Annotated in this window: 18 protein-coding genes and 6 tRNA genes; 20 read left to right on the top strand and 4 right to left on the bottom strand. The window is 53.4% G+C overall.

Going from position 1 to position 21801, the window contains the following annotated elements; all coding sequences use genetic code 11:
* Positions 1-143: 143 nt before the first annotated feature.
* Complete coding sequence (locus NW747_RS01175) at positions 144-1430, bottom strand: M18 family aminopeptidase (protein WP_273187634.1); 1287 nt, start codon at positions 1428-1430, stop codon at positions 144-146.
* Positions 1430-1813, bottom strand: a complete 384-nt coding sequence (locus NW747_RS01170; protein WP_008859986.1) for a hypothetical protein — start codon at positions 1811-1813, stop codon at positions 1430-1432. The genes NW747_RS01175 and NW747_RS01170 overlap by 1 nt, the downstream gene beginning before the upstream one ends.
* Positions 1814-2095: 282 nt before the next feature.
* Between NW747_RS01170 and truA the strand changes: the two genes are divergently transcribed.
* The 18 genes from truA to tuf all read left to right on the top strand — a co-directional run bounded on the left by truA (position 2096) and on the right by tuf (position 16579).
* Complete coding sequence (gene truA / locus NW747_RS01165; protein ID WP_273187633.1) at positions 2096-2830, top strand: tRNA pseudouridine(38-40) synthase TruA; 735 nt, start codon at positions 2096-2098, stop codon at positions 2828-2830.
* A 36-nt stretch (positions 2831-2866) separates the two neighbouring features.
* A complete protein-coding gene (locus NW747_RS01160; protein ID WP_273187632.1) occupies positions 2867-3790 on the top strand; it encodes a LysR family transcriptional regulator in 924 nt (307 codons plus the stop codon).
* Positions 3791-3953: 163 nt separating this feature from the next.
* Positions 3954-5165, top strand: a complete 1212-nt coding sequence (locus NW747_RS01155) for an MFS transporter (protein ID WP_040380191.1) — start codon at positions 3954-3956, stop codon at positions 5163-5165.
* Between the two features lie 378 nt (positions 5166-5543).
* Positions 5544-5635, top strand: a tRNA-Ser gene (locus NW747_RS01150).
* Positions 5636-5942: 307 nt separating this feature from the next.
* Entirely contained in the window at positions 5943-7139 is a 1197-nt protein-coding gene (locus NW747_RS01145) for a pyridoxal phosphate-dependent aminotransferase (protein WP_008859990.1), read from the top strand.
* Positions 7140-7311: 172 nt separating this feature from the next.
* On the top strand, positions 7312-8340 hold the full coding sequence (locus NW747_RS01140; protein WP_273187630.1) for a threonine aldolase family protein: 1029 nt from the start codon (positions 7312-7314) through the stop codon (positions 8338-8340).
* A gap of 583 nt (positions 8341-8923) precedes the next feature.
* A complete protein-coding gene (locus NW747_RS01135) occupies positions 8924-9733 on the top strand; it encodes an HAD family hydrolase (protein ID WP_273187629.1) in 810 nt (269 codons plus the stop codon).
* A 3-nt stretch (positions 9734-9736) separates the two neighbouring features.
* Positions 9737-10642: an RNase adapter RapZ gene (gene rapZ, locus NW747_RS01130; protein ID WP_008859993.1), complete on the top strand. Its 906-nt coding sequence runs from the start codon at positions 9737-9739 to the stop codon at positions 10640-10642.
* Between the two features lie 6 nt (positions 10643-10648).
* A complete protein-coding gene (locus NW747_RS01125) occupies positions 10649-12001 on the top strand; it encodes a gluconeogenesis factor YvcK family protein (RefSeq protein WP_273187628.1) in 1353 nt (450 codons plus the stop codon).
* A complete protein-coding gene (gene whiA / locus NW747_RS01120; RefSeq protein ID WP_273187626.1) occupies positions 12001-12933 on the top strand; it encodes a DNA-binding protein WhiA in 933 nt (310 codons plus the stop codon). Before NW747_RS01125 ends, whiA begins: the two co-directional genes overlap by 1 nt.
* A gap of 136 nt (positions 12934-13069) precedes the next feature.
* Positions 13070-14140 (top strand): hypothetical protein, encoded by a 1071-nt coding sequence (locus NW747_RS01115; protein ID WP_273187625.1) that lies wholly within the window; start codon positions 13070-13072, stop codon positions 14138-14140.
* 47 nt (positions 14141-14187) lie between these two features.
* Positions 14188-14430, top strand: a complete 243-nt coding sequence (locus tag NW747_RS01110) for a DUF951 domain-containing protein (RefSeq protein WP_008859997.1) — start codon at positions 14188-14190, stop codon at positions 14428-14430.
* 336 nt (positions 14431-14766) lie between these two features.
* Positions 14767-14842 (top strand) — tRNA-Thr (locus NW747_RS01105).
* Positions 14843-14845: 3 nt separating this feature from the next.
* Positions 14846-14930: transfer RNA gene (locus tag NW747_RS01100), tRNA-Tyr, on the top strand.
* 5 nt (positions 14931-14935) lie between these two features.
* Positions 14936-15011 (top strand) — tRNA-Met (locus NW747_RS01095).
* A gap of 27 nt (positions 15012-15038) precedes the next feature.
* Positions 15039-15114: transfer RNA gene (locus NW747_RS01090), tRNA-Thr, on the top strand.
* A 1-nt stretch (position 15115) separates the two neighbouring features.
* Positions 15116-15192, top strand: a tRNA-Met gene (locus NW747_RS01085).
* Between the two features lie 199 nt (positions 15193-15391).
* Positions 15392-16579 (top strand): elongation factor Tu, encoded by a 1188-nt coding sequence (tuf, locus tag NW747_RS01080; RefSeq protein WP_273187623.1) that lies wholly within the window; start codon positions 15392-15394, stop codon positions 16577-16579.
* A 70-nt stretch (positions 16580-16649) separates the two neighbouring features.
* On the opposite strand, the gene NW747_RS01075 is transcribed toward tuf, so the two are convergent.
* Entirely contained in the window at positions 16650-17210 is a 561-nt protein-coding gene (locus tag NW747_RS01075) for an NAD(P)H-dependent oxidoreductase (RefSeq protein WP_273097186.1), read from the bottom strand.
* A gap of 1011 nt (positions 17211-18221) precedes the next feature.
* Positions 18222-19118, bottom strand: a complete 897-nt coding sequence (rarD, locus tag NW747_RS01070; protein ID WP_273187621.1) for an EamA family transporter RarD — start codon at positions 19116-19118, stop codon at positions 18222-18224.
* Positions 19119-19227: 109 nt separating this feature from the next.
* Here rarD and NW747_RS01065 point away from each other — a divergent pair, with 109 nt between their 5' ends.
* The gene (locus tag NW747_RS01065) at positions 19228-20652 is read left to right on the top strand and encodes a hypothetical protein (protein ID WP_273187619.1); all 1425 of its coding nucleotides are present in this window, start codon (positions 19228-19230) and stop codon (positions 20650-20652) included.
* A 192-nt stretch (positions 20653-20844) separates the two neighbouring features.
* Positions 20845-21435, top strand: a complete 591-nt coding sequence (locus tag NW747_RS01060; RefSeq protein WP_008860002.1) for a vWA domain-containing protein — start codon at positions 20845-20847, stop codon at positions 21433-21435.
* Positions 21436-21801 lie beyond the last annotated feature (366 nt).

The raw sequence follows: 21801 nt of genomic DNA, 5'->3' as shown, positions 1-21801 counted from the left end.
GAGCGGTTAGGATGTGTTCTCGAAAGCGGGGGGGAACTTACCTGTCCGGGTTTATAGTGTCTCCGGCTCACAGCCCCCTGCCCTTTTCTTTCATTATATCATCGAACGATGGACTACGAAAAAACCTCCCGAAGGAGGTTTTCTTAATCGAAGAACCGGATGGACGCGTTCACCAGGTAAGCGGTGTCCAGAGTGCCTGCCGTTTCGTAGGAGGAATGCATGGCCAGCTGGGCAAGGCCGATGTCCACGGTGGGCATGGATACTTTGGTATTGGAAATATTTCCCAGAGTGGAGCCGCCGGGGTTGTCGCTCCTGTTGGTGAAGGTCTGCACAGGAATGGAAAGGTCCCGGCACAGTTCCTTGAAGCGGGCAGCTGAAAGACCGTCGGTGGCGTAGCGCTGCTGGGCATTGTACTTGATGACGATGCCGCCGTTGATGACAGGGCGGTTCACGGGGTCCGCATATTCCGGATGGTTGGGGTGGACGCTGTGGGCATTGTCGGCGGAAATCATGAAGCTTCCTGCAGTCATGGCCATGGTTTCATCGTAGGAGAAGCCAAGGGAATAGGACAGCCTCTGGAGCACGGTGGCAAGGAAGGGGGAACCGGCGCCCTGGGCGGTGCCGCTCCCTACTTCTTCGTTATCAAAGAGGGCGTATACAGATATATGCTTTTCTTTTTTGCCCCGCATGAATCCGCGGAAGGCTGCAAAGGCGCACTGCAGGTCATCCAGTTTCGGAGAGGAAATGAATTCCTTTTCTTCTCCCCAGATGGTGCCGGGCACCCGGCTGTAAAGGTAGAGGTCATGGGCCACAATATCTTCTGTCTTCACGTTGGCGGAAGCGGCAATGACGTCCATAAAGGAGGTCTTTTCCGTGGCAAGGCCGTAGAGGGGAAGAAGATCCTTCTGTACATTCCAGTCCTTCTTGTGGTTTACGTTCCGGTCCATGTGGATGGCTACGGAAGGAATGACCAGCATGGTGCCGTCTACGGCTGCCAGCTTCTGGGCCAGATGGCCGTTCTCACGGACAATGAGCCGCCCGGCCACGGAAAGGGGGCGGTCCAGCCAGGTGGACATGATCATGCCGCCATAGCCTTCTACGTTCAGCTTCACGTAGGGGCCTTCCTTAATTTCCGGATTTTCCTTGATTTTAAAGCAGGGGGAATCGGCATGGGAAGCCATGATATGGAAGGAACGGGCTCCTTCTTCCGGTACCGTAAAGGCGATGAGGGCGCTGCCGTTTCTGGTGACCACATATTTTCCGCCTTTTTCAATGTGCCAGGGGTCCTCTTCCCGGATTTCCGTAAATCCGGAATAGAGGAGGGCTTCCTTCACTCCGTGTACTGCATGAAATACGGAGGGGGAGCGGGCGATGAAATGAATGAGGTTTTCACCTACTTCTACTGTTGTTTCCGGCTTTTCCGCGTTCATTATTTCTTATGGTTCACCTTTCTCTGGTATACGGCTTCTGCCATCTGGGCTCTTGCGCGGATGACAGGGTTATTGGTATTGATGGAGGTGGGGGTGAAATTGCTGGTATAGTGGAGGGTGTTTGTTTCCTTTTCCATTTCTACCACCTGAATGGTGCCGGCCGTGCGGTCATAGGCATAGGTGTAAGTGCAGGTGCCGCCGTCGATGGCTTCCACAGCTACGAAATGGAGGATTTCGTGGCCGTTGGTAGTGGTCTTGACTTTGGTTTCGTCCATGTCGATGGAAATGGTATCGTTATATTTCCAGTAATTTTCAGCAGAAACAGTCATGGAGCCTGCGGCAATGGCAGCAGCCAGGCCCAGGGCAATCATCATTTTTTTCATAGGGCTACTCACTTTCCCGGGAAAAATCAGTTCCCGTTACCATAATGAAATCTATATTATTATAACATATGAGAAGAAAAGACAAAAAGAGATTCAGGAAGCAGCAGGATTGTAACCACTGCCTGCTGCCGGTCTTTCGCGTCTTCTCTGCATTTTCCATGAGGGGTTAAAGTCCTGCGCACAGGCTGCCTGCCAGATTCATAGCCCGAGGCAGCGCCGCCACCTGCTGGACCTTTCCTCTATGCTATAATAGACAGTAAAGCAAACAAAGGAGGGCCCATCATGAATTACGGATTTATTGTTTCCTATGACGGAAGCCGCTATGAAGGCTGGCAGCGGCAGACGAGGACGAAGGACACGATCCAGGGGAAACTGGAGGACGCGCTGGAGAGGATTACCGGGGCCAAGGGACAGGTGATCGGTGCCGGACGGACCGATGCCGGTGTCCATGCCCTAGGGCAGTATGCCAATGTCCATCTGCAGGAGGAATATGACCTGAAAATGCTGCAGGATGCCTGGAACCGGGCTCTGCCTGATGATATTTCCATTCATGGCCTTGCAATCAGGGATGAAAGATTCCACAGCCGCTTTTCGGCGGTGGAAAAACACTACCGCTACTGTATCCGGGTAGGGGCGGAGAAAGATGTATTCCGCCGCCGCTATGTGTGGCAGCTGGGAGAAGCGCTGGATGTGGAGGCCATGAGGCGGGGCGCCGCTTTTCTTACAGGGACCCATGATTTTACTTCTTTCTGCGGCAACAGGCATTTCAAGAAATCCGCCGTCCGAACCATATCTGATATATCCCTTTCCCTTTCCGGCGGCGAGCTTGGCATAGACTATCGGGGCAGCGGCTTTTTGCAGAATATGATCCGCATCATCACCGGCACCCTGGTGGAAATAGGGGAAGGAAAGAAGATGGCTGAACAGATGCCTGCCATTCTGGAAGCAAAGGACCGGAGCGCGGCAGGCTTTACGGCGCCGCCCCAGGGACTGGCTCTGGTGGAAGTGGTGTATTGATTTCGGAAAGTCTGTATTTCATGTATGGAGGATGGTATGCGGGAAAATTTACCAACCATTGAGCAGATGGAGTGCTTTATCATCTATGGGAGGACAGGCAATTTCGCCCGGGCTGCCAGAGAAGCCAATATTACCCAGTCCGCCTTCAGCGCCCAGATCAAGCATCTGGAGTGCGTCCTGGGGGTAAAGCTCATTGAGCGGTCTCCCCGGGGCAGCCATCTCACGGAAGAGGGGGAGCGTTTTCTTCCCCGCATCCGGAAGTGGATGGAGGGACTTCGGGAAATCGTGGATGATACCCGACCGGCGGTGGAAGAACCGGTGGAGCTGAATGTTGGCATCCTCCGCTCTCTGGGAGATATCCAGATGAACCGTCACGTGGCCCGTTTCAGGGAGCTTCATCCCAATGTGCAGCTGAATGTTTTCGATATGCCCACCTACCAGATCCATCAGGCCATGACAGAAGGCAGGCTGGACGTGGTTTCCACCTACTTCGTGGAAAAAAGTCTTCCCGACGGGGCCAGTCTGGAAGACTATGCCATCGTCCGCTTCTGCCGGGATAACATGGTGTACTACGGGCCCCGCATGGATATGGGGGATCAACCGCTGACCAGGGAGGAGATTCTGGAGCGTCCCCTGGTACTCTATCCCTCCAGCTATTACATGAACCGGATTTATACGGACTACTTTATGGATATTCCCATGAAATACCGGATTTCCGCCAGACTGTCCTCGCCCTATGCCATTATCCACTACTGCCAGGAAAATGAAGCCGGTGCCCTGCTGCCGGATCGTCTGCTGAAGGCCCTGGGCCATAGGGAAGGGATTTATTCCCTGGAGGTGCCCCTTCAGGCAGAGGGCTACCTCATTTATCGGAAGGACCATCCGGCAGCCCGCCTGATACAGGACTATGTGAACCAGATACTGGCCAGCTTCCCAAGCAGTACCATCAAAGAAAAATGATTCTGGCCCCCTGGGTGTTATCGCTTTTCGCGATAACACCCATCTTTTTTATCTGTTATACAAGAAGGGGAAAGGCTTGTATAATGGGGTCTGTGTTTCGCAGAAACCCTGCGAAAAGAACGTTTTATTCCCATGTACTGCAAGAAAGAGGTTGATTTTTATTATGGCAGTCAAACCACGTTTGTGGACCCGGGGGTTCATTCTGGACACCCTTGTTAATTTCCTGATTTACATTATTTACTATATGCTGGTGGTAATCATCGCTTCTGAAGCCATCTCCTCCCTGAACGCCACGGTAAGCGAGGCGGGACTGGCAGCAGGCATCTTCGTCCTGGGCACCCTGGCAGCGCGGCTGGCAGCAGGCCGGTCCGTTGAAATTTACGGCCGCAAAAAGATGCTCTACGGCGGTATTCTGTTCTACCTGGTAACCACCTGCATGTATTTTGCTGTCGATTCCCTGCCCCTCATGTATGGGGTGCGCTTCTTAAACGGCATTGGCTACGGCATTGCCTCCACCGCCACCAGTACCATCGTATCTGCCATGATTCCGGAAGAGCGGCGGGGCGAAGGCATCAACTACTATGCCCTCAGCATGAGCCTGGCAGCTGCCATCGGACCCTTCCTGGGCATGATTATGCAGCAGTTCTTCTCCTTCCGCATCATTATTATGTTCTGCGTGGCCGTGGTCCTTGCCTGCCTGGCGGCTGCCTTTGTGATGAAGGTGGATGAAATCCGGATTACCGAAGAGCGCCGGGCCCAGCTGAAAGAAATTTCTCTTTCCAGCTTCCTGGAACCGAAGGTCATGGGCATTGCCATCGTAGGCTTCTTCGTAGCCCTCTGCTACTCCAGCGTCCTCAGCTTTTTGGCCACCTATGCGTCTGAACTCCATCTCATGACCGCCGGCACCCTGTTCTTTGTGGTCTATGCCCTGTCGGTCACCATCATCCGTCCTGTAGCAGGTGTCATGTTTGACAAGAAAGGCGAAGACTTCGTCATGTACCCCACCTTCCTGTGCCTGGCAGTGGGCCTTCTGCTTCTGTCCATTACCACCAGAAGCTGGGAAATGCTTGTGGCCGGCGTCTTTGTAGGACTGGGTTACGGCACCTTCATGTCCAATGGACAGGCCATCTGCGTGAAACTGGTAGACGAAGTCCGCATCGGCGTGGCCGTATCCACCTACTTCGTTATGCTGGACCTGGGCCTTGGCGTAGGCCCCTACATTCTGGGCGCCTTCAAAGGTCCCCTGGGCTTCTCCGGCATTTATTCCCTGGTAGGAGTAGGCTCGGCTGCCTGCGCCTTCCTGTACTATGGCCTCTATGCATGGCGCCGTAACCTGCGCCAGAGCCATGAAGCCGGTTCTGTAGAAAAAGCATAAGCCCAGAAAACAGGCGAAGAAATACGCGGGAAAATATCAATTATTTTCCCGCGTATTTTTTCATGGAGTGCGTTTTCCTGCGCGGGGGAGCGGGGATTCATTATCATGGGAAAACCCTGGCGAAAAGTTTCCTGTCCGGCATGGGATCATTGTGTTTCATAGCGATGGGAAACTATTTGTGAAAAAGTTCCCTATCCGGCGCGGGACGGTTGGGATTTACCACCACAGGAAACCTTTTTTCAGCTATAAAATCATTTCATCAAAAAAATTTTCAAAAAATGCTTGACATATGATGTATCCGTTGGTATACTACATAAGTCAGTCAACCACTGATGAAAACAACAAGGCGCTGGCCGCAAGGCCAGGAATAAGCAGCATGGAGAGGTGTCCGAGCGGTTTAAGGTGCATGATTGGAAATCATGTTGACGGCGAATACCGTCACGGGGGTTCGAATCCCCCTCTCTCCGCCACAGCAGAAGCTCTGTCAGAAATGACAGAGCTTTTTTCGTGCTTCTCCGGAGAAAGGGGCGGATATTTAGGAAGGGGGACTGAAAGCACGGCAGATATCATTTCCCTCTGCCTCTTCTGCTATTTATATTTTTCAGGGCTCGGTGACCATTAGAGATTTCCATGATGGCTGCCTGTCCATGGGACAGCCTTTTTCTTTTCTCCGATTCCTCTATGAAATTTTCAGATGGCGGAATATCAAAAAGGGTATATAATGAAGGTGTAATTCTGTGTTTTATGGAATACTATTTTGAAAAACAGGAAGGGATTATGATGAAGATTTCACAGAGAGCATTAAGCTTAACCACTTCTCCTATCCGCAGGCTGGGACCATACGCTGTAGAAGCCGAGAAGGCAGGCAAGAAGATTTATCATCTGAACATCGGCCAGCCCGATATTGAAACACCGCCCCAGTTTATGGAAGCCATCCGCAGTTTCAATAAAAAGACGGTAGCCTACGGTCCTTCCCAGGGGGACATGCACCTCATTCACCAGATTCAGAAGTATTATAAAGAGTGGGGCATGGAGTACAGCGAAAAGAACATTTTTATCACTTCCGGCGGCAGTGAAGCCCTGGAACTGGCAGCTCTTACGCTCTGCGACCCGGGGGACGAAATCCTGGTGTTTGAACCTTTCTATGCCAACTATAATTCCTTTGCCAAGATTGCCGGCGCCCATGTCAGAGCGGTTCCTACCAGCGCTGAAACGGGATATCGTTTGCCGGACCAGGAAACGGTGGAAAAGTATATTACCAACAAGACCCGTCTCATTCTTCTGACCAACCCCGGCAACCCCACCGGTGTGGTATATAACAAGAAGGAAATGGACATGATTGCGGCGGTGGTTAAGAAACATGGCCTCGCCCTCATTGCAGATGAAGTATACCGCGAATTTGTCTATGACGGCGCCTACACCAGCTTTGGCACCTATGACGATCTGGCAGACAACCTCATTATCGTGGATTCCGTATCCAAGAGGTACAGCGCCTGCGGTGCCCGCATCGGCTGCCTGCTCTGCAAGAATGATGACTTTACCACCCAGATTAATAAATTCTGCCAGGCCCGCCTCTGTGTGCCTACGGTGGAACAGGTGGGAGCAGCCGCTCTCTACGATACGCCGAAATCCTATCTGGAAGCGGTGAACCAGGAATACAAGAAACGGCGTGATACCATTGCTGCCGGCCTGGCTGCCATTCCCGGCGTCATTTCCTCGGACCCCAAGGGCGCCTTCTATGTGATGGTGAAGCTGCCGGTGGATGATGCGGAAAAATTTGCCATCTGGCTTCTGAAGGACTTTGACGAAAACGGGGAAACTGTGATGATCGCCCCGGGCAACGGTTTCTATGCAGAACCGGGCAAAGGGGTGGATGAAGCCCGCCTGGCCTATGTGCTGAACTGCGATGACCTGAAGAAAGCCATCCATCTTCTGGGAGAAGGACTGAAAGCCTATCCGGGGAGAAAAATCTGATTAGATGAAATCAAAAAGGCCATGAAAAATGGATGCCCATTTTTCACGGCCTTTTTGCTATGAAATTTCCTGATCGGTGTGGGTCGATTGCCATTCATGACCGCAGAAAACGATTTGCAGAGACTCTTCTCTGTGATATACAATAGGGCAAAAAGAAAAGGCAGGTACAACCATGGAAAAATTATATTTTGCTTCCGATTACATGGAAACGGCAGCGCCGGAAATTATAGAAAGACTGGCGGCACTTTCAGGAAAGAAATTCACCGGTTATGGCTCCGATGAGATATCGGAATCAGCCAGGGAGAAAATCAGAACCGCCGCCGGAACGCCGGAGGGAGAGGTGTACTTCCTGGTGGGAGGCACCCAGACCAATGCCACTGTCATTGATACCATGCTTCGGCCCTATGAAGGAGTCATTGCCGCTGTTACAGGTCATGTATCTGTCCATGAAGCAGGCGCCATCGAATACGGCGGCCACAAGGTGCTTGCAGTCCCTTCGGAAGAAGGAAAAATCAGGGCCAAAGACATTGACAGTCTGGCAGATACCTACTGGAACGATGAGAACCATGAACACATGGTCATGCCTGCCATGGTTTATATTTCACAGCCCACTGAATATGGCACTCTTTACAGTTTGAAGGAACTCCGGGAAATCAGCGGGGTATGCCGGAAATGGAAACTGGCGCTCTACGTAGACGGCGCCCGCCTGGCCTATGGCCTTTCCGCCCGGGGAAATGACGTGACTCTTAAGGATCTGGCAAGCCTCACCGATGTTTTCTACATCGGCGGCACCAAGTGCGGCGCCCTTCTGGGAGAAGCAGTGGTATTCCCGAAAAAAGGGAGAGTGCCCCATTTCTTCACCATGGTGAAACAGCACGGCGCCCTTCTGGCTAAAGGCTGGGCAGCAGGCCTGCAGTTCGACACCCTCTTCACCGGCGGCCTTTATGAAAAGCTGGGCAGAAACGGCGATGAAATGGCTGACCGCATCCGACAGGCCCTGGATGAAAAAGGATACGTCCAGGACGTGAGAAACAGCACCAACCAGATTTTCCTGACCCTTACCCACGAAGAGGCCCGGCGCCTTTCCGAAAAAGTGGAAATGGGATTCTGGGAAAATAAAGGAGACAAAGTGGTCATGCGCATTGCCACCTCCTGGGCTACCACCGAAGAAGAAACGGAAGCACTGATCAAGCTGCTCTAATAGAAAGAGGGGAAAAATTTCTTTTCTTCATTCCCCTCCTGCTGATTCCGCCCACGCCTTCGGGCGTTTCTTCCTATGGTATAATAGTGGTGAAGCGCCTCTAAATTATAGAAGGCGCCAGTTTGTATAAAACCATACAACCGCCCTGCGGGCGAGGGGAATGCACCCCTTTTGGTGGCTGGCGCCACCACCTTCCCCCCGGCGGGGGGACTATGGGTGCTTAGCAATGGAGCCATGTCTCTACAGGAAAGCATAGAGCGATTTATTCTGCCCCTGCTTGCGGGGGAAGTCCGGCGCAGCCGGATAGGGGGAGGCGAGTGCAGCGAGCCAGTCAGCAAAATGCCTATCAAGCTATATGACCCATAACGACAATCCCGTAACGCTGACTTTATAAGCATTGCCGCAGAGCGGCAATCCGCAACCCTCGGGGCCAAAGGCCCCGTCAAACTTAAGAACCCTTGGGCCGAAGGCCCATCCATCTTGAGAACCTTTCTCTTCACAACCCTTCTACACAACCCGCGGCGGAGCCGCGCCCCTTTCGCCCGTAAGGGCGGAACCCTTTATTGATTACAAGGAGCATACCATGTCTTCTATACAAATGATTGCCATTGATTTGGATGATACCCTTTTACGGGATGATATTTCCGTTTCGGACTACACGAAACAGGTACTGGCCCGGGCTCTTTCCCGGGGCGTGAGGATCGTCATTGCCACGGGGCGCATGTTCCAGGCGGCCCGTCCCTGGGGGAAGGCCATCGGCCTTGGCGATGTGCCGGTGATCTGCTACACCGGGTCCATGACAGGGCTCTGTGAAAGCGGAAAAATCATAAGGGATGTGCGCATTGAAAAGGACAGGGCCCTTTCCATCCTTTCCGATATCAAAGCCCATGGCTGGTATGCCCATACCTATATTGACGATGAGCTTTATGTGCCTTTCCGGGACTGGCGCACCGACGAGTATGAGAAGCAGTGCGCCGTGAAGGCTCATGTGGCAGGGGATGATTTCTGGACGCCCCGGAAGGCGCCTACGAAAATTCTGGTCTGCGAATATGACGGGGAAAAGATGAAGGGGGTGGAACATTTCCTGAAGGAGAAATATGGATCCCTGGTGAACCAGGTGAAATCAAAGCCTTTCTTCTTTGAAATGAATAACCGGGAATGCTCCAAAGGCAGGGCTGTGGAGGAGCTGGCCCGTTCCTGGGGCATTCCCACAGACCATGTGATGACCTTTGGCAATGGGAACAATGATGTATCCATGCTTTCCATGACCCCCTGGTCCTTTGCCGTGGCCAATGCTTCGGAAAGCGCTAAAAAAGCCGCTGCCCACGAAACTCTGTCCAACAATGAGGACGGTGTGGCCAGAGCTGTTGAAAAATATGTACTGGAGGGATGAACCATGCAGGACGATTTCCGCTTTGTTATTATTACCGGCATGAGCGGAGCCGGTAAGACCAATTTCATGCAGAAACTGGAAGATATGGGCTATTACTGCGTGGATAACCTGCCGCCGGTGCTCATTGCGCGGTTTGCGGACCTTTGCTGGAAAAGCACATCCAATACGCGCCATGTGGCAGTGGTGACGGATATCCGGGGCGGTTCCTTCTTTGATGCCCTGCCCCAGGCGCTGGATGAACTGAAGAAACGGGGCATTCCCCATGAAGTGGTTTTCCTGGAGGCCTCTGATGAAGCCCTGGTGCGGCGGTACATGGAAACGAGACGGCAGCATCCCCTGGCTAAAAATATGCGCATCCAGGAAGGCATTGCCCAGGAAAGGAAGATCCTGGCAGGTATCCGGGCCCAGGCGGACGTGATCGTGGATACCACCGCCATGAAAACCGGCGATTTGAAGGAATATCTGTCCAGCCGCTTCGGCGTGGACGGCAGCGGTACGGACATGCAGATTACCGTATTTTCCTTTGGCTTCAAGTACGGCATCCCCATCGATGCAGACACGGTGATCGATGTCCGGTTCCTGCCCAACCCCTTCTACGTGCCGGAGTACAAGTACTCCACCGGCCGGGTGAAGGAAGTGGCTGATTATATTGAAAAGGCGCCGGTGACCCGGGAATTTTTGGGGAAACTGTACGATTTCATGGACTTCATGGTGGACCATTTCAAAAAAGCGGGGAAAACCCAGTTCACCATCGCCATCGGCTGCACCGGAGGCATGCACCGGTCTGTCTTTGTGACGGAAAGACTGGGCAGCCATTTGAAAGAAAAGTTCGGTCATGTGAACGTGGAACACCGGGACCTGCACCGAAATCATATAGAGCATGATGTGACAGATTCTTCGGAAGGATGAGGTTTGATGAAACATTTCATGCAGTGGCTTCGGCCGGGACTGGCGATTAAGCGCTGGATGGTCCTGTTTTCAGTGGGGATCCTCCTCCTGGTCTTCGGCGCCACACTGATTCTGAACTACCAGATTTTCGGAATCATGGAAGAAAGAATGCTGGGGCTGGCTTTCCAGATGACAGGAAGCTACAGCTATACGTTCCTGGCGGTCTGCGGCACCCTCTTTGTCATTCTGGGTTTATGGATTATGACCACCGCCGTGAGGAAGCTCATGAAGCGGCTGGTGGAACTGCTGGCACCGGACCAGAAGGAAGTGTCCAAGAAGCTCCTGTCCCGCATGGAGCTGTCCCGGGGACTCCGGGTGGTGGCCATCGGCGGCGGCCATGGACTGTCCATGCTGCTCCGGGGGATGAAGAATAAAACATCCAATATTACCGCCATCGTTACCGTAGCCGATGACGGCGGCTCTTCCGGAAGGCTTCGGGAGGAAATGGGAATCATTGCGCCCGGGGATCTTCGGAACTGTCTGGTGGCCCTGGCTGACAAGGAAACGGTGCTGGAGCAGATCTTCCAGTACCGCTTCGGCGGCGAAGGGGAACTGGCGGGGCACAGCTTGGGAAACCTTTTCCTGGCAGCCCTGATTAAGCAGTTCGGCAGCGTGCAGAACGCTCTGGAAGCGGCCAGCAAGGTTCTCAATATCCGCGGCCAGGTCATGCCTGCCACCTCCCAGAAAGTGCGCCTCCGGGCCAAAATGTCCGACGGCGAAATTGTGGAAGGGGAATCGGAAATTTCTGCCTATCCTGAAAAAATCGGGCGGGATGTGCGTATCGTCCGCATGACCACGATACCTAAGGCGCCCATGGCCGTGGGCGATGCCCTGGAGGCCATCAGGGAAGCGGATCTCATTACCCTGGGGCCGGGAAGTCTTTACACATCGGTGCTGCCCAATCTCCTGGTGCCGGAAATCCTTTCGGCCATCAGGGAAAGCGGCGCTCCGGTGCTTTATATCTGCAACGTCATGACCCAGCCCGGGGAAACTACAGGCTATACGGTGGGGGACCATCTGAAAGCCCTGGTAGACCATATCGGCGGCGGGGTGGTGGATTTCGTCCTGGCCAACAACGGCACCCCCTCTCCGGAAGTGCTTCGGAAATATGAAAAAGTCCATGCCTTCCCCGTCACCATTGACAGGAAGAAGGTGGAATCCCTGGGAGCCTCCCTCATTGAAGCAGACCTTCTGGGGCCGAACCGGGGCGCCGTGCAGGACACGGAAGTGCTTTCCAATGAAATCATCCGCATTCACAACCTGCTGTCCGCCAATATTGCGCAGGAAGCATTGGAAGATTATTTGAAGAGGAGTCATTAATGTCATTTACAGAACAGGTGAAGAATGAACTGGCCCGCATCCAGCGGGACGATAAAGCCTGCCGCACAGCGGAGCTTCTGGCCCTTCTGCGCATGAGCGGTTCATTCGTTACCGGATCCCGGGGACGCTGGGGCCTTGAATTTTCCACCGGCAACAGCGCCGTAGCCCGGCGGGTGCTGGTGTACCTGAAAAAGGATTTCGGCTTCATGCCCAGCGCCATGGTGCGCCAGGGAAGACGCCTGCGGAAGAAAAACGTATACACCCTGGTGGTACAGCCCTCTGAAATGGGCCTGTCCTTCCTGAACACCATGGGTCTTTCCCCCATGGCCGGCGTAGACGACAGCCCCTTTCTGGAAAGCAGCGAAGAAAAACGGGCTTATCTGGCCGGCGCCTTCCTGGGCGGCGGTTCAGTCAGCCGGCCCCAGAGTGACTACCATCTGGAAATGGTGACCCAGTCTCTGCGGTTTGCAGAAGAAATCGTCAAAACCATGGCCTTCTTCCGCATGAACGCCCGCATGACCGACAGGAAGAACGACTACATCGTCTATATCAAAGACGGAGACGAAGTGTCCGAATTTCTCCAGATCGTAGGCGCCAGCCAGAGCTACCTGGACTTTGAAAGCGTGCGGGTGGTGAAAGACATGAGAAACCGGGTGAACCGCCAGGTGAACTGCGAAACCGCAAACCTCCAGAAAACAGTGGATGCCGCCGTTCACCAGACCCACATGGTGCAGCGGCTCCTGCAGGGCAATACCCTTTCCTCCCTGTCTCCCAAAATCCGGGAAGCCTGCGAAGTACGGCTCTCCCATCCCAACGCCAGCCTCTCCGAACTGGCAGCCATCTGCGGCATTACCAAGTCCGGCCTGGCCCACCGCTTCAAAAAAATAGAATCCCTGGTACAGACCATGGAAGAAAGCGGAAAAACGGGCTGAGGGGAAAAAGCAGGTAAAGCAGGCTTTACAGGTATCGCCCCAAAGGCGATGCCGCCACCACAGCCCTCTGGACCTTTTACCGTCCATGGAATGTTTAACATAGCAAAGGAAATACATACAGAAAAGAAGTAAACCCATGTCCATATTAAAAAAATCTATTGCATCCCTCGCCGCTGCCATGACCATGGCAGGCGGCTTGACTGCTTTCGCATCGTCTCCGGTGGATGAAACCTATACCACCCTTCCTTTGAAACAGACGAAGGCAGAAGGCACTTTGATTTTTTCCGACTGCCCGGAGTATGCAGACCAGGCAGGCATTCTTTATGAAGGCACCGCCGCTCCCGGAAAGGGACGGGTCTATTATTACCATGTGAATGAAACCGGCGGCCCTGCCCGGGTGCTGGTGTACGCCAAATCAGACAAGAAACAGCCCATCACTGTGAACCGCCGGATCAAAGGCGATGCCAGCAGCAGCTATATCCCCACCGGCGCTACCCTGTCCTTCCGGGAAGCAGTGGGAGAGGAAGAAAAGCCGGAAACGGTTACGCTTCTTCCGGGAAAGAAAACCATCCTTTTTGACGATGATCCCCATGGCATTGCCGAGGAAGACCTGGTCAGCGGCATGGTGGAAATCGAAACGAAGAAGCCCGTCACCCTGGGCACCGCCATCCTTCCCGATGGCGATATGAAAGACCTGGAAAAGGCTCTGGACACAGCGCTTCCCCTCCCGCCGGATACCCATGAAATGAGAGGCACCTTTGCCAGAGATATTTACCTGGAAAACGAAACCTGGGACTTTGCCAAAGGACCTGCCGACATTTCCATCGGCAATTCCTATCCCTTCCAGAAAGGGCAGGATGAAATGAGCCATGTGGAAAGGGAAAACACAGGAGACTACGGCATCACCTATCATGTGACCTTTCACAACAGCGGTAGCGGGAAGTATAATCTATATATCAACGCCCAGGGCGGCGTGTACATGGGGACCTTCCAGATCGGCACCAACCCGCGGCTCCTTCGGGTATACCGCACCGATGACCGCCTGGGACGGCGCTGGTTTGGAAACGGCACCGAAAGAGACTATATTTCCTGCGGCACCTGGGACATGGGGAAGGACCTTTATATCCGCTTCATTCCCGCCGGCGCCACCTACCTGCCGGTCCGTTTCCTCATGGTGCCGGAAAAGGAATCCCTGGACCGGAAATAAGCAGCTGGCAGCTGCTCCCTATCTGTTTTCAACAAAGGAGATCCAAAATGAAATTTATTCAGTTTCGTATCGGCGATATTGTACAGATGAAGAAAAAACATCCCTGCGGAAGCCAGGAATGGGAAGTCCTGCAGCTGGGCAGCGATATGCGGATTAAATGCCGGGGCTGCGGCCATATCGTCCTCATTCCCCGCCCCAAATTCCTGAAAGGCGCCAAAAAGGTATTAAACCGCGACGTCACCAAGGACACCCCTTTGGCAGAGAGAAGCGAAGAATCTACGGAAGGGTAGGAACTCCCGTCCGTCGCGGGGCATTGGCGTATCATAACGGCAGGAAACTGTTTGTGAAAGGTTTCCTGTCCGGCTTAGGGCCGTGGCGTATCATGGCAACAGGAAACTATGGGCAAAAGGTTTCCTCTCCGGCTTGGGACAGCGGCGTTTCATCATGTCCCATCCTCTTCGTAAACCTTTTTCAAAAAAATTGTAAAAAAGGGGTAGACAGAGAGGACTCCTGATGGTATAATCTATAAACGTGATGAGGACAAACCTCTGAGCGAGCAAACAAGAATGAAAAAAGTTCTTGACAAGCTGAATGAAATTGTTTATAATATATTTCGTCACTTGCGTGCTGGCGTAGCTCAGTTGGTAGAGCAGCTGATTTGTAATCAGCAGGTCGTAGGTTCAAGTCCTATTGCCAGCTCCATATGGGCGGATTCCCGAGTGGTTAAAGGGAGCAGACTGTAAATCTGCCGGCTTTGCCTTCATAGGTTCGAATCCTATTCCGCCCACCAAATATCGCGGGGTGGAGCAGTTGGTAGCTCGTCGGGCTCATAACCCGAAGGTCGCAGGTTCAAGTCCTGCCCCCGCCACCATGTTAATTACTTCCTATATATAGATGTGCTGATATAGCTCAGTTGGTAGAGCGTATCCTTGGTAAGGATAAGGTCACCAGTTCAATCCTGGTTATCAGCTCCATGGCGGCTTAGCTCAGTTGGCTAGAGCAAGCGGTTCATACCCGCTGTGTCCGGAGTTCAAATCTCTGAGCCGCCACCAAACACCGTAGAAAAGAGTTCTCGTTGGAGAGCTCTTTTTACTGTTATCTGTCCTTTCGGGCAGATAGCAGAAAGCATTTTATTTCCGAAAATGCATATGGAATTGCGCTGATTTCTTGTTTCCCGTTGACTTTCAATGTATAATAAGAAAAGCGCAAATCTATTTTTGCAAATTCTTTTTTGTATAAGGAGAGAAAGAAATGGCAAAAGCTCATTATGAAAGAACAAAACCGCATGTTAACATCGGCACCATCGGCCACGTCGATCATGGTAAAACAACCCTGACCGCCGCTATCACCAAGGTACTGGCTGAAGAAGGCAAAGCTAACTTCCTGGATTATGCTTCCATTGATAAAGCACCGGAAGAAAGAGCTCGTGGTATCACAATCAACACCTCCACCGTTGAATATGAAACCGAAAAACGTCACTATGCACACGTTGACTGCCCAGGGCACGCTGACTATGTAAAGAACATGATTACCGGTGCAGCTCAGATGGATGGCGCTATCCTCGTAGTATCTGCAGCTGATGGTCCTATGCCCCAGACCCGTGAACACATCCTCCTGGCTAAACAGGTAGGCGTTCCGGCTATCGTAGTATTCCTGAACAAAGCTGACCAGGTTGATGATCCCGAACTGATCGACCTCGTTGAAATGGAAATCAGAGACCTGCTGACTGAATATGGCTATCCGGGAGATGAAGTGCCGATTATCGTTGGCTCCGCTCTTGGTGCCCTCAATGGCAACAAAGAAGATGAACAGAAGATTCGCGACCTCATGAAGGCTGTAGACGACTACATCCCGACTCCTCAGCGCGATACCGATAAACCGTTCCTGATGCCTGTCGAAGACGTATTCACCATCACCGGCCGTGGCACCGTTGCTACTGGCAGAGTAGAACGCGGTACCGTTAAAGTAGGCGACGCAGCTGAAATCGTCGGCCTCCAGGAAAAACCGACCGAAACCGTTGTAACCGGCGTAGAAATGTTCAGAAAGACTCTGGACCAGGCTATGGCAGGCGACAACATCGGCACCCTGCTCCGCGGCATTGACCGTAAGGACATCGTTCGCGGCCAGGTACTTGCTAAACCGGGCACCGTTCATCCCCATACCGAATTCACCGCTCAGGTATATGTACTGACCAAAGATGAAGGCGGCCGTCATACCCCGTTCTTCAACGGCTATCGTCCGCAGTTCTTCTTCAGAACCACCGACGTAACCGGCGACATCACCCTGCCGGAAGGCACCGAAATGTGCATGCCTGGCGATAATGTCGAAATGACAGTTAAGCTCATCACCCCGATCGCTATGGAAGAAGGCCAGCGTTTCGCTATCCGCGAAGGCGGCCGTACCGTTGGCGCAGGCGTTGTAGCTAAGATTGCAAAATAATCCGCCCATCAGAAAAGAGCTCCTGAAAAGGAGCTCTTTTTTAATGCCATCATGAAGTGAATCGGCCGCTTTATTTTGCCAGTTCTTCCAGCCGCTGCGCCAGCTTTTCCCCATGGGCCCTGCAGTCCCTAATCACCCTTTCCTTCACGGATTCCGGACTGACACCGGGAATGAAAGCACAGCCATTGGTATAAATCGGTTCCTCATACTCCATACCGCAGAGCGCAGCGATCTGCTGGAAATTATAAAGGAAATCCTCCATGGGATGGCCATTGGGACCGCCGGTCCTATACGCACTGGCAGGGGAACCGGTGGTAAAGGAAATCTGGAACTTCTTCCCCTTCAGCGCCGTACCGCCGGTGCCATAGGCAAAACCGTGGGCAAAGACCTCCTCCACCCAGTGCTTCATAAGAGAAGGATAGGAGTACCAGAAAATGGGGAACTGGAAAACAATGATATCCGCATCCTTCAAAAGAGCCTGATCCTTCTCCACCTGGGGTGCAAACCCTTCTTCATCCAGACGGAGCAGAGTGAAATCAGCCCCCTTATCCTTCAGCGTTTCCAGAATGGTCTTATTGGCCAGAGACTGATTCAGACGGGGATGACCGGAAACAACAAGAATCTTAGACATACACAGGACCTCCTTTTATCAACATGATTCAAAGCTGTCTATATTGTAGCATAGAAAAGGAGAAAGAGGGAAATGGGACAAGCCCCTTTGGGGCTTGAGGGGTGACGGCGTCTTCGGCGCGGTCGGGATCGGGACCGGGACCGGGACCCGAGCGGTGCTTTCCAGTATTCCCGAAGGTTGACACGCCCTTACGGGCGTGAGGGTTGATGGCGCCGCCGGGCCTTTGGCCCTGGGCGCCATGGGTTCTGCCTGTGATCGGCTTCGCCTTACAGGCGGGTTGAGGGCTCCCGCCCTCGGGAGTTATATAGTATCGCTGCGCTGGCGAGGTACGGCGCCCTTTCGGGCGCCATTTTTTATGCCGCCTTTGGCGGCTAAAACCATACAACCGCCCTGCGGGCGAGGAAATGCATTCCCCCTTTGGTGGCGCAGCCGGATAGGGGGTGTATCTGCCGAAGGCAGATAATTCAGCAGAATGGTTATTTTGCCATATGATGTAGAAAGGTAAATCCGTAACGTTCTTGCGTCCCCTTTAGGGGAAGAGGGCCACGAAGTGGCGAAGGGATGTACGAGGGTAAGAATGATTATGATACTCTTATTCTATGTCTTATTGCCCTTCGCTTAGGGGGCCGCCGATTGGCGGTCAGGACCGCGATGGAGCATCATATCGGTGCTCTGCCCCGTACACCCTTTCCCGCTTCGCGGGACTTCCCCTCAAGGGGAAACGAGAGATATGAGGGAAAAAACAGGGCGTCATATACTTCAGGTACCATTTCGGTGTGTCCCCCTTTGGTGGCTGGCGCCACCACCTTGCTCGGTGGGAAGCATGTCATATGACACAGAAAGTAAATCCCGTAACGCTGACTTTATAAGCATTGCCGCAGAGCGGCAATCCGCAACCCTCGGCCTGAAAGGCCGTCAAACTTAAGAACCCTCCGGCCGCAGGCCGGTCCATCTTAAGAACCCTCACACCGAAGGTGTGTCCAATGACCCCGGGCCACAGAGTAGCCCCTATTAAGAACCTTTTCTCCTCTGTTCTCTGAAATCGGAGAGGGAGAAGACCAGGAGGGCTGTCCATATGGTGGCAAATCCTGCAAGCTGCACGGTGCTGAAGGGTTCGTGGTAGAGGAAGATGCCCAGAAGGAGGGAGAGGCTGGGGGAGAGGTACTGGCAGAAGCCCAGTACGTTTAAGGGGAGATGGTTGGCGCCGGTGGAGAAAAGAACCAGGGGTGCGGCGGTGACGATGCCGGCACCTATGAGGAGCCCGTCTGTCATGGCGCTGCCCGCAAGGAAGTGGCCTTCGCCGGCATCATAGAGCCATAGGGCATATCCCAGGGCCCAGGGCAGCACCAGAAGTGCTTCCAGGGTGATGCTGATGAAAGGGTTGATATGGAGTTTCTTCTTGGCGGCGCCGTAGAGGGCGAAGGTGAGGGCGAGGCCCACTGAAATCAGGGGGAGACGGCCCAGTTCTATGGACATGCCGGTTATGCCGAGGAAAGCGATGACGATGGAGGCCCATTTCAGCTTTGACAGTTTTTCGTGGAAGAGGAAGACCCCGAGGAGTACGCTCACCAGGGGATTGATATAGTAGCCGAAGCTGGAGTCCACGATGTGGTCATGGGTGACGGCCCAGATGAAAATGCACCAGTTGGCGGTGATTAAGAGGGAGGCTGATACCATGAGGGCTCCTTTGAGGGAATGGCTGCAAAGGTCCTTTACTGTGTTCCGAAAGAGGGAACCCATGCCCAGCGCCGCCAGGAGGAGGGCCATGAAGACGAAAGACCAGATAATGCGGTGCGCCAGGATTTCGTAGGCGCCGGTGCCTTCCAGCAGTTTCCAGTACAGCGGAAGCACACCCCAGAGGATGTAGCAGGCAAGGGCTGCCAGGAGCCCCTTTTTGTATTCGGTCATGTGAACCATCTCCCTTTTTGAATCGTAGTGATACCATTATATCCCTGAAATGGGTCCATAGCCAGTATGTTATAATACAGGAAATCAGGCAGTATAAGGAGTGAGCGCTATGAAATATAAAATGACAGTTCTTCTGGCCTGTGCCCTTCTTCTTTCCAACGGATGGGCCCGGGCCGCCGATAAAAATGGCGATGTCCTGCCCCGGCGGTTTTCCGATGCCATGACCTGGAATCTGCAGAATCGGGTAGAGGATATTACCATTACCAAAGTGGCCGTTCCATCCGATTCGGCATCCCGCCCCGGGGCCGCAGAAAAAGGAAAGGCCCCGTCCTTGCCGGACCAGGTCTCTCAGGGCAGCGCCGCCAGAAATGTGACGGAAAACGGCGTGCTGGAAGATCAGGTCTTCGGATCCACCGGCAATGATGAAAACGCTCTCCGCATTACCGGCGCTTTGGTGACATTGAAAAATGTGGAAATCATGAAAGAGGAAGGCACTTCCTCCAGCACCGAAAACGGCGATTTTTACGGCATGAATGCGGCCCTTCTGGCCACCGGCGGCGCCCGGGTGACAGTGGAGGATTCGGCTGTCCACAGCGCCGCTCTCAATGGCAACGGCCTTTTCAGCTACGGTAAGGGCACCATGATTTCAGCAAAGAATGTGACCATTACCACCGAAGGCAGTCATTCCGGCGGCCTGCAGACCACCGGCGGTGCTCTCATGGAGGCGGAAAACGTCAACGTTTCCACCGCCGGCAATTCTTCCGCCGCCATCCGCTCTGACCGGGGCGGCGGTACGGTGCTGGTGAAAGGAGGCACCTTCCGCACCGAAGGATACGGCTCGCCGGCCGTTTACTCCACTGCCCGTATTTCGATAGAGGGGGCCGACCTTTCCGCTTCCCGCTCCGAAGGGGCCGTGATTGAAGGGAAAAACAGCATTGCCCTCAAAAACTGCCGCATGGAAGGGAATATGGCAGATACCCGGGTGATGGGAGGGGAAACCATTAAGGAAGAAAATGTGCACACCGTCATGATTTACCAGTCCATGAGCGGCGATGCGGAAGAAGGCACCTCCGCCTTCTCCATGGAAGGGGGCAGCCTCCTGTCCCATAAAGGAGATGTTTTCTACGTCACCAATACGGACTGCACCATCCAGCTGGATAACGTAAAAATCCAAAACGAAGACCCCGATGGCGTTCTCCTTCGGATCTCCGGAAACAGCGGCTCCCGGGGCTGGGGAAAGGCTGGCGCCAATGGGGGCAGAGCCCGTTTCACCGTCCAAAACCAGCAGATGGAAGGAAATATCCTGGTGGATTCCATTTCCCACCTTTCCATGACCCTCGGCAAAAACTCCCGCTGGGACGGCGCCCTGCTTCAGGAGACAAATGACCAGGGACATGACAAAGACGCAGGCGCAGACCTGACCATCGAAAAAGGAGCCACCTGGAACATGACCGCCGACTCCACGGTCCATACCCTTCGCAGCGAAGGAAAAATCGTGACCAATGGCCATACACTGACGGTATTGAAGAAATAGGCGGGGATGTCAGACAATCAGACGGTCAGAAGGTCAGACGCCTTACCGTCATTTCGAGGGGAGTCGAGTCGGACAGGAATCCCATCATCTTTCAAGGCACCGGTAAATGTCGCTTCCCGGGCGACCATCGGTGCCTTTTTTTCTGCTATCATACGTACAGAGATACCAATATTTCAGAAAGGACTGAGAACTATGAAGCAGGAAATGACAGAACTGGTATGCATTATTGACAGGAGCGGCTCCATGTCGGGATTTGAATCGGACACCATCGGCAGTTTCAACGGCATGATAGAAAAGCAGAAGAAGCTGCCTGGCACCTGTTATCTGACCGTCGTTCTTTTTAACCAGACCATGGATATGGTCTACGACCGAGAGGATATCAGCCACGTGCCGCCGATGACAGAAAAGGACTATGTGGCAGGCGGATGCACCGCCATGCTGGATGCCGTGGGGCTCAGTATCCGGAGAATGGAAAAGCTCCTTTCCCACAAACCGAAGGACGCCCGCCCGGACCATGTGGTTTTCTTCATTACCACCGACGGCTGTGAAAACGCAAGCACCCGCTTCAGCTGGAATGATATCCACAGGCTCATCAGCAAAGGAAAGGAAATGGGCTGGACCTTCATCTTCTCCGGCGCCGACATTGACGTGAAAGAAACGGCAGACCGCATGGGCATCGACGAAGACCGTGCCTACGCCTTCCAGCGCACCCCGGCGGGCATTGCCAAAAACATGGTCATTGTGGATGAGTGCCTGGAAGCCATACGGAAAGGAATGAAATAAGCTGTTGGAAAGGGTTTTCTGCTGCTATGACAGACAATGTTTTCCCGCTCCCTGTCATTTCGAGCGGGGCTGTATGTCGTGATGAGGGGAAAGGCAAATGAGCTCTATTGAAACTCTGAGTCGAGAAATCTCCTGCCACAATGGGGGTTGTTCCACTCGGGAGTGAGATTTCTCCACTCACTTCGCTGCGGTCGAAATAACAATGAAGCAGGGAGAGTACGTGCGTCATTCGTCCCTGGCAGCTTATGACGCACAGTGCTTTCCCGCTCCCTGTCATTTCGAGCGGAGGTCAGCGGCGAATTGACGCATATGCTTCATGGAGTCAGTGAAAGGGAGTCGAGAAATCTCCTGCCGGATAGTTTCCTG

It is taken from the genome of Dialister succinatiphilus, from assembly GCF_928721695.1.
GTDB classification, from domain to species: Bacteria; Bacillota; Negativicutes; order Veillonellales; family Dialisteraceae; genus Dialister; species Dialister succinatiphilus.
This window is presented reverse-complemented; position numbering and strand designations above follow the sequence as displayed.